We start from the raw sequence: 7,742 nt of genomic DNA on the forward strand, positions 1-7,742 counted from the left end.
TATGAATATCAATTCGTCTTATAGGAAAGTTTGGTTTGCAAGATTGATTTCCATTTTGGGGACAGGATTAACGTCATTTGGGGTAAGTGTCTGGGTTTACACGGTCACAGGAAAAGCGACCCCAATGGTTTTGATTCTCCTTTTCTCTATATTACCAGCGATATTTTTAGCACCTTTCAGTGGTTATTTATGTGACAAATACAATCGTAAGGCTATCATTATTTGCGCCGACTCCATTGCCGCTTTGATAAGTGTGTTTATCTATATTTGCGTCAGTTATTATGAATTCAATTATTTTGTTCTTTGTGTTTTTACCTTTCTTGATTCTTGTGCAAATTTCTTTGATAATAATGCATATCAAGCATCAATTACAACTTTGGTTTCTCCTGATGAAGTAAAAACTGCTAACGGCATGAGTCAGATTATTGATTCATTGGATAGTATTGCTTCCCCGATTGTTGCCGGAATGCTCTATCCATTAATTGGACTAAATGGGATTATAATAATTGATTTAATAAGCTATCTTGTTTCTTTAGTAATTCTTGTTACGATAGATTCAAGCAAGTTTTCAATGGACAACGAAAATCAGAAGAAACGAAATACAAAAAGAGAAATTTTGCTTGGATTCAAATTTATTTTTTCTCAAGGAAGTTTACGTGTACTTTTGATTTACTTTACTATTTTAAACTTTACGTTTAATCTCGCAACCTCATTAATAGAGCCTTTCGGCTTGACACTTGGGAATACATTTGACCTAGGCATTATTAAGGCTTGTGGTGGATTCGGGATTTTATGCGGAAGTTTGGTTGTTACATTTTCAAAGAAAATACATTTTACTTATAAAACGATCGTTATTGGTGGCTTGGTTGCTGGCATAGCTTTGCAACTTATGGGGTTCACACATATTACTTGCATTGTTGCAATCGGAAGATTTTCCTTTTCATTTGTTACGCCAATTTTGAATACGGTTGCCGGCACATTGTGGATGCAGGAAACACCACGGATTCTTCAGGGGCGTGTGTTTGCATCGCGTTCCATGATTGCAAGGTGTTTTGTTCCTTTGTCATACGTTGTCGTAGGCCCGCTTGTTGACATTGTTTTACCGAAGCTGTTGCAATCAAATCTTGGACTTATTATTAATGTAGTCGGCACTCAAGCACTTGAATACCGTCTCGTTTTTTGTGGAGCGGGGGTTTTGTGCGTTTTAATAACTTGCTGTGTTGCAGCAAATACAAATTTCAGAAAACTTTAACTTTTCCGCATCAAATTGTTTTATCAATGTTGTAAGAATTGTTATTAATATGCTTCAATTTTTTGTATGTTCTTTTCGCTATGCTATAGTCTTGGGGGATTCAAAATCTTTTGTCTGTTTGCGATGTTTGCACTTGTAAACATCAAATATAAAAGAAAGCCGGCCGAGAACGAAATCAACGTATACTCGGCCTGTTTGTGGTTCATAACTCTATTTCATTGCGTTTGGGTATTTGCCTCGGCGGATCTTCAGCCATTGCTTGACGATTGCGTTTTTCTTCCTGAACAGACTGCGGCGGTTCGGCTCTTTCATTGAGAACTTTTTCAACATCACGCCTGCCATGAAGCATTGTAGCAGGAGTAAACTGTTCTCCATACGCCTTTTGCAGTTGCTGAACACCGTTCTATTCTTTCTCGTTGCGAATAGCCAGCCTTGCTTCATATAACTCTCCTGCGTCCAAATCTTTTGCCTGTTCCTGTAAGTCGGCAAAAGCGTTTTTTGCATCATCCAGCGCATAAGAATACTTTGCCTCGCTGACTTCGAGCTTTTCAAGCATCGTCTCTGCGGCAGTACACCTTTTCTTGACTTCGGCGGTATCTCTACTTTCTTCACAGTCAAGATACATGAGGATTATTGCCCGCTCCGAGCGCAAATCTTCGAGCTGTTCCGTCAAATCCTCGATGCGGCTGGTCAGCTCACGATGCTTCAAAACATTAAGAATTGGCGTTGCCTTTTTCTCGGCCTGTAACTCTTTCCGCGTTTTGATAGCAGCCTTGATTTGCTTTGTCAAAACATCGTATTTTTCAAGCTCAGGCTTGGCAGCTTCAAGATACGATGTCTCCAAAATGATAACATCGGCAGTCGTGGTGCTATCGTTACGGTTGTGGTAAATGGACAGAATGTCCGTTTGCTGCTAAGCAGAATCGTTTTGAAATTTCGTTACGGCTCTACCATGTGTCTTTTTTGATCGCATGATTTATCCGTAACGCTCTGGCGGTAGGATTTCTGACGGCAGGCATTACTACAATAGACAGCATCTTTGCGTTTAGGCGTAAATGTTTTGCCACAACACCTGCAAACAAGGCCGGTGCGCTGTGCAAGCCGCTTCTGTCGCTGGCGTTTCCAGTTGCCAAGTTTTCCGCACGTGTAGTAGTCACAATATTTTTTCGATTTGACAATTGTATAAAACGTTTTTCCGCAGCCCTTACAGATGATTTTTCGCACAGGGTACATATACTCATGTGCATTATGTTTTGCCTGTTGCTCGTCGTACCGTGCTTTTATGGCTGCGAATTCTGTGGAAATGGAGGATGCAGTGGGAAGTACAACATAGATTGACTTCACTTGCAATGTGGAATGACGCGACAAGAATTATTTACATGGATACACCAGCAGTACGGCACAGAGCCGGAATATCCCAGGCATGACTGGAATGCTGTGTTGCGGCACAACGACAATAATAAATGGTATGGTGTAGTTCTGGAAGTATCAGCTGATAAGTTGGGACTGCCGGAGGCAGGCATCGTTGATGTCCTTAATGTGAAAAGCGATCTGCTACTGATTGGCTCTCTTCGCGGGCAGAAAGGCTATTTTCTGGCCTATCACATGAACAAGGAAAAATGGCTCAGTATTCAGCTTGGCAAGCCGGAACTGGATGATGCTATCAAAGATCTGCTTTCTTTGAGCTATGAGCTGACAGCACCGAAAAAGCGCAACTTAAAGTCATCAGGAAAAAATCCGGGAGATTCCGCAAATGGCAAAGAAAAAGAAATTGACGAAGGCTGAGCGAAAGGAAGCACGCCTCCGAAAAGGCAAGCAGTGGCTGCTCACCTATACCGGTTCACCGAAAAAGATGAACAAGCATTACCGGGAACGCTTTCATGTGGATGCTGTGACTGCCGCTAAAGATTTGCAGGAGCTGGGGGTCAATTATACACAGGAACAGCTCGACCAGATAAAACAGGCTGAAGAGCAGCGGCTTCGGCAGCGGAGAATGGAGCGGGAAGCGAAAGAGAGGGAACGTCTGGCAGAACTGTATGAGGACTGCGATGATCGTTTTGCCTTTATCGCTGGATACACAGATGGCGGCGCACCGTTCGGTGTGATGTGGGAAGAAGTCGGCATTGATCCGGGACTGCCGTTCGAGGAAAAAGTGAATCTCTATCATATGCAGATGTTAGGCTGATAATTGTGCAGACGTCATCTGCACAATTTGCAACAAAAAAGAGAGGAGCCAGTCCAGGCTCCTCGAAGGTACATTATTTCAAAAAGTTGCTTTTATGTTCCAGCGCGTGCAGATTATATCCAAGTGTGGCCAGGTGCGCCACCTTCAGCGCAACCAGATTGATGTCGGTGGACATCGCACTGGCGATCTGCTCAGCTGTGTATCCATACTCATAGATGTAGCGAAGGACTTCATCGCTGTCCATCAGGATTTCTGCTGCTACGATGTTGGCTTCATATTCTGGTTTGGATTTCATATCGTAGAGCATGAACTCATGAATCGGGGTGGTTTTCGCCATATTCCGGTGAAGCTGGTCATGCCCTAATTCATGTGCGCACACAATGCGCAGCATATTTTCATCCAGACTGTTATTCAGGAAAATAAAGCGATTTCGCTTAATCACCCGGTACATTCCCTTCAGGGAACCAAAATTTTCGCAAAGCATGACATTGATACCAAGCTGCCTTGCAATTTCAAAAGGGTCTCTGGAACCGCAATGTTTTACCAGTTTCTCACCGACCCGTGAAAGCTGTTCCGCATTCATCATACCACCTCCAGTTTACAGTATAGCGAAAAGTGTGTACGATAAATATCACTGATCGGATTTTTTACGCCTCGTTTTCGGGGCGTATTTTTTATTGTTCTCTTTGGCAATCCAGTAGGCATCGGTCAGAGCTTTATAAGCTCCTTCGATGGCATCTTCGCTTAATTCGCCGCCAGCGAACATACCGGTCACTTCACTGACCAGCTCTTCAATATCTTTCGCTGCTTTTGCGCCGCCTTTTTCGTGAGCTTCTACGACATAGGTGCCGCTGCTGCCCAGCAGGTACTCAGTAGTAGTATTCAGCGCATCCGCAATCTTCTGCATCGTAACCATATTGGATGGCTTGCGGCTGCCAAGTTCATAATTCTGAATTGTGCGGGCGGTTACACCGGCCTTCTCTGCAAGTTCTACCTGAGTTAAATTGGCTTCTGTTCTTTTTTCTTTCAACCTTTCTTTGAAGACCATAGGAATACCTCTTTCTTTTTTGATGACAAACACGAACGCTTTTTCTTAAAAATCTATTGACATGAAAAACCGTGCTTGCTATAATGACGATGAAAGCATGAAATACAATTCGTGTAATTATAGTATCACAAGAAATGCTGTGTGTCAATGCGTTCGTGAAAAGTTGTTCATGTTTTCACAAACGGAGAGGAGGAATACGGGATGCAGAGAGTGATTCTTCACTGTGATATGAACAATTTCTATGCCTCTGTTGAGTGTATGCTGAACCCGGAACTGAAGAACAAGCCGGTGGCAGTGTGTGGTTCTGTGGAGGAACGGCATGGTATCGTACTTGCGAAGAACTATGCAGCAAAGGCGTTTGGCGTTTCCACGGGAGAGGCAATCTGGCAGGCAAAGCAGAAGTGCCAGGATCTTGTGATCGTGGAGCCGCACTATGAGCAATATATGAAGTTTTCAAAGCTGGCTCGTGAGATATACGATCGATATGATTCGCAAGTAATGCACACTGTGTTCTGACAAACCTGTAAAAGGAGGGGTTCTGATGTGTGGTGATTACACCCTTCGCCGTGAGAAAAGATACGTCGAAGTGGACGTTCGTTTTACTCCTGATGGCAAGATCCGCCCTCTTGCCATAAACTATGACAAGGCTCACACTTATGGAATTGATCGTGTCTTGGCAGTCAAACACGGGACATCACGCCTAGGCGGAAAAGGTCACTGCTTCACCTGCCTGATTTGCGGTCAGAAGCGGAATCTTTGGCTTGAACAGGGCAAGTGGTTCGTGGAAGCCTACTGTTCCGTGCCGGAAAGCTGTGCTTCGTAATGGCAAAATACTTATCCCGCACAGACCTTTCGCACATAGCGGGCAGGTATATCGAGCAGTACTATAACTTTTTCGGAATTAGCAAGGATGCCCCAGAACCCATTGACCCGGAACGGCTCGCAAGTTCTGTTCTTGGGCTGAATGTGAAAATGCTGCCGTTATGCAGCGATGGCAGTGTCCTAGGACTGACTGTTTTCCAGAAATGCGGTTTTACCGTAACCTTGGGGGACGGAACAAAGCTTGTAGAGGTGTTCATGCCGAAGGACGTCGTAATCGATTCCGCCCTTGCGGCAGACAGCTGCACCGGATGCCGGAATTTCACGATAGCGCATGAAGCGGCACACCATATTCTGGCTGACCAGTTTCCGAACGACTACGGAAAAGCAGTCAAGTGCCGTGGGCACATTGCCTATCGGGAACGAAACGGACAGCCCTCATGGGAAGAATGGCAGGCGAACACCCTTGCAGCGGAGCTGCTGATGCCAACATTTCTGGTCAACGCCGAAATAAAACGTGCAGCGCTGTGCCTGCCAAACGGAATCCTGTACAAATCCGCATCGGACCCGAACTATGAAAAAATTTTGGAGATGGCTGCACGGATGGGAGTATCGTGGTCTGCGATTAGGATCAGATTACAGCAGATGCAGATCATCAATGGCAAACCCATCCACTGCCACCCATTAGACGTCATTCGATTTGGAGAATAATATGACTTGGTCAAATAATCGCTCTTTTAAGAGTAAACCGCTGAACAATATACAGCAGGCACAATTCAGCATTGGCTGGAGGTTTTGTCCGGTTTGCGGACACAAGCTCTACCAAAAAACTGAGAGCTGTTCAGGCTCTATCAGCATAAAGTGCCTCAAGTGCGGCAACGTAGCAACCGTTGACTTAGCCTACCGCAGGCGCTGACTTTTTAGACAAAACACAATTTCAAAAATCGGGTGCATTGCACCCTGAATATGGACTGTTCGTCACCGAGCAACGGGCCATTGCCGCAAGGCAATGTATGAAACGTGCACCAAATAGCCGGGCAACAGCTGATAGAGTGATTCTGCTTTTAGAACCGCTCTGTTAGTTGGTTGTCCGGCTATTTTTTAGCCTTCAGGAAGCCTGCTCCCGCAAAAAGGAGCAGGCTTTATGTTTGTCCGTTTTTCGTGGATGCCCCAAGCGGCGAAATATCCGTAGCCTTCCAAATTTTCGACTTTTTACGCTTTATCGAAAATTTGGAGGTTACACATGAGTTTCAATAATGGTAATGAACGTCGCAAGCTGAACGCAAAGTGGGAGCAACTCCGTGTGCAGTACCGCGAAGCCGGAATGAGCGAAGAGGCAATTCAGGCGATGTATGAGTTTGATTTGGGCGTCCTGAACAGTGAACGCGCCTATGATGCCAGCACGGTGGCAGTCTGTGATGGCGAAGATGACGTTGACGCAAGGAAAGCAGCAGATCTTAAGCAATATGAGGCTGCGATCACGGTAACAGATACCTACCACGAAACCAAGAGCCGCTTTGGATGGATCGGCGAAATCGAGAATGAGCGGTTGCTGGCTGCTCTTGAAAGCTTATCGGAACTTGATCTCAAAATCCTTACGCTCTATGTCTATGCCGGGTACACCGAGTCCGAGATTGCAAGTGCCTTGGAATCCAAAAGGATTACGATTCATAAGCGAATCGAGCGAATGACTATGTTTTTGAAGAACTTTTGAACTATTTTCTTTTTCAGGTAACAATTTGCCCCTTCTCGATGGCTCGTAAGTGAAGGGACAATTTCCCAAGCGGCACTCACCGCAGGGCAAAGCGTCCGATCTCGCGCACCTTGAAAACTGAATAGTTCCGTCATCTGGTACTCCGATAATGATACTTCCGTAATTCGCGGCCCGGTCACAAAGCAGACGGGGTGGCTGAAATGCCAATGAAGCGGTACAAGTCCGCTGCCAGATGTTCATGCCCCACTCGCAGGGGGCCGAGGGCGAATATGCGAGACCTTTAATCATATTGATCCGGGAGCTGCCGGGTACGTTCTGTGCATCCGGCAGTTCCCGTTTTTTACGTATTCTTATTTATTCTTTACCCGAATATCCACTTTTGATACATAGGAGGACACTTTTATGGACGAGTTGAACCCCACGGTGCGCGAGCAGGAAATCTACGAGGAGATGGAGCTGACCCCTGAGATGGTCAAGTCCATCCGCACCCTCTGCGGCACCTGTCTGCGGCACTTTGTGGATGCAAAGGCTTTCAAGATCGCGCTTGTACCCAGCGCTGACCGAAGCATGGACACCTGCACCGTCTGCCAGATGAGGCGCGGCTATGATTATGTGGTCATGCACCGCTGACCCCAACCATACCACCATACCTTGAACGAAGCCCGCTGTGGAACATCCGGCAGCGGGCTTTGCACATAACAACATGGAGGTACAATTTTGCAGC

At 45.6% G+C, this 7,742-nt stretch carries 10 protein-coding genes and 1 pseudogene; 8 read left to right on the forward strand and 3 right to left on the reverse strand.

What is annotated here, in order from left to right; translation table 11 throughout:
* The first annotated feature begins 1 nt into the window (after position 1).
* A complete protein-coding gene (locus J3353_RS04835) occupies positions 2-1,252 on the forward strand; it encodes an MFS transporter (protein WP_097791177.1) in 1,251 nt (416 codons plus the stop codon).
* 403 nt (positions 1,253-1,655) lie between these two features.
* Here J3353_RS04835 and J3353_RS04840 read toward each other — a convergent pair whose 3' ends face one another.
* Positions 1,656-2,096 carry a hypothetical protein gene (locus J3353_RS04840; protein WP_097791180.1) on the reverse strand — a complete coding sequence of 147 codons (441 nt, stop codon included), beginning with the start codon at positions 2,094-2,096 and terminating at the stop codon, positions 1,656-1,658.
* A gap of 512 nt (positions 2,097-2,608) precedes the next feature.
* On the opposite strand from J3353_RS04840, the gene J3353_RS04845 reads away from it, so the two are divergent.
* On the forward strand, positions 2,609-3,037 hold the full coding sequence (locus J3353_RS04845; protein ID WP_097791181.1) for an MmcQ/YjbR family DNA-binding protein: 429 nt from the start codon (positions 2,609-2,611) through the stop codon (positions 3,035-3,037).
* On the forward strand, positions 3,006-3,437 hold the full coding sequence (locus J3353_RS04850) for a hypothetical protein (RefSeq protein WP_015565732.1): 432 nt from the start codon (positions 3,006-3,008) through the stop codon (positions 3,435-3,437). Before J3353_RS04845 ends, J3353_RS04850 begins: the two co-directional genes overlap by 32 nt.
* A gap of 73 nt (positions 3,438-3,510) precedes the next feature.
* Here J3353_RS04850 and J3353_RS04855 read toward each other — a convergent pair whose 3' ends face one another.
* Both J3353_RS04855 and J3353_RS04860 read right to left on the reverse strand, forming a co-directional pair.
* Positions 3,511-4,023: an ImmA/IrrE family metallo-endopeptidase gene (locus J3353_RS04855; RefSeq protein ID WP_370569164.1), complete on the reverse strand. Its 513-nt coding sequence runs from the start codon at positions 4,021-4,023 to the stop codon at positions 3,511-3,513.
* 45 nt (positions 4,024-4,068) lie between these two features.
* Positions 4,069-4,485 carry a helix-turn-helix domain-containing protein gene (locus J3353_RS04860; protein WP_015565734.1) on the reverse strand — a complete coding sequence of 139 codons (417 nt, stop codon included), beginning with the start codon at positions 4,483-4,485 and terminating at the stop codon, positions 4,069-4,071.
* Between the two features lie 201 nt (positions 4,486-4,686).
* Here J3353_RS04860 and J3353_RS04865 point away from each other — a divergent pair.
* The 5 genes and pseudogenes from J3353_RS04865 to J3353_RS04885 form a co-directional block, all read left to right on the forward strand.
* Positions 4,687-4,983: pseudogene (locus tag J3353_RS04865) on the forward strand (DNA polymerase IV); the annotation flags it as partial.
* A 43-nt stretch (positions 4,984-5,026) separates the two neighbouring features.
* On the forward strand, positions 5,027-5,308 hold the full coding sequence (locus J3353_RS04870; protein ID WP_015565736.1) for a hypothetical protein: 282 nt from the start codon (positions 5,027-5,029) through the stop codon (positions 5,306-5,308).
* Positions 5,308-6,015, forward strand: coding sequence for an ImmA/IrrE family metallo-endopeptidase (locus J3353_RS04875; protein WP_097776432.1), 708 nt, complete (start codon positions 5,308-5,310; stop codon positions 6,013-6,015). Before J3353_RS04870 ends, J3353_RS04875 begins: the two co-directional genes overlap by 1 nt.
* A gap of 532 nt (positions 6,016-6,547) precedes the next feature.
* Positions 6,548-7,018: a sigma factor-like helix-turn-helix DNA-binding protein gene (locus J3353_RS04880; RefSeq protein WP_097791182.1), complete on the forward strand. Its 471-nt coding sequence runs from the start codon at positions 6,548-6,550 to the stop codon at positions 7,016-7,018.
* A gap of 402 nt (positions 7,019-7,420) precedes the next feature.
* A complete protein-coding gene (locus J3353_RS04885) occupies positions 7,421-7,648 on the forward strand; it encodes a hypothetical protein (protein WP_005927345.1) in 228 nt (75 codons plus the stop codon).
* The last annotated feature ends 94 nt before the right edge of the window (positions 7,649-7,742 follow it).

Source organism: Faecalibacterium sp. Marseille-Q4137, assembly GCF_017377535.1.
Classification (GTDB): Bacteria; Bacillota; Clostridia; order Oscillospirales; family Ruminococcaceae; genus Faecalibacterium; species Faecalibacterium duncaniae.

Bases quoted from the DNA above. Each gene is read 5' to 3' on its own strand.
- J3353_RS04835 (WP_097791177.1), top strand. From the start codon at position 2: ATGAATATCAATTCGTCTTATAGGAAAGTTTGGTTTGCAAGATTGATT.
- J3353_RS04845 (WP_097791181.1), top strand. From the start codon at position 2,609: ATGACGCGACAAGAATTATTTACATGGATACACCAGCAGTACGGCACA.
- J3353_RS04850 (WP_015565732.1), top strand. From the start codon at position 3,006: ATGGCAAAGAAAAAGAAATTGACGAAGGCTGAGCGAAAGGAAGCACGC.
- J3353_RS04855 (WP_370569164.1), bottom strand. From the start codon at position 4,023: ATGATGAATGCGGAACAGCTTTCACGGGTCGGTGAGAAACTGGTAAAA.
- J3353_RS04860 (WP_015565734.1), bottom strand. From the start codon at position 4,485: ATGGTCTTCAAAGAAAGGTTGAAAGAAAAAAGAACAGAAGCCAATTTA.
- J3353_RS04870 (WP_015565736.1), top strand. From the start codon at position 5,027: ATGTGTGGTGATTACACCCTTCGCCGTGAGAAAAGATACGTCGAAGTG.
- J3353_RS04875 (WP_097776432.1), top strand. From the start codon at position 5,308: ATGGCAAAATACTTATCCCGCACAGACCTTTCGCACATAGCGGGCAGG.
- J3353_RS04880 (WP_097791182.1), top strand. From the start codon at position 6,548: ATGAGTTTCAATAATGGTAATGAACGTCGCAAGCTGAACGCAAAGTGG.
- J3353_RS04885 (WP_005927345.1), top strand. From the start codon at position 7,421: ATGGACGAGTTGAACCCCACGGTGCGCGAGCAGGAAATCTACGAGGAG.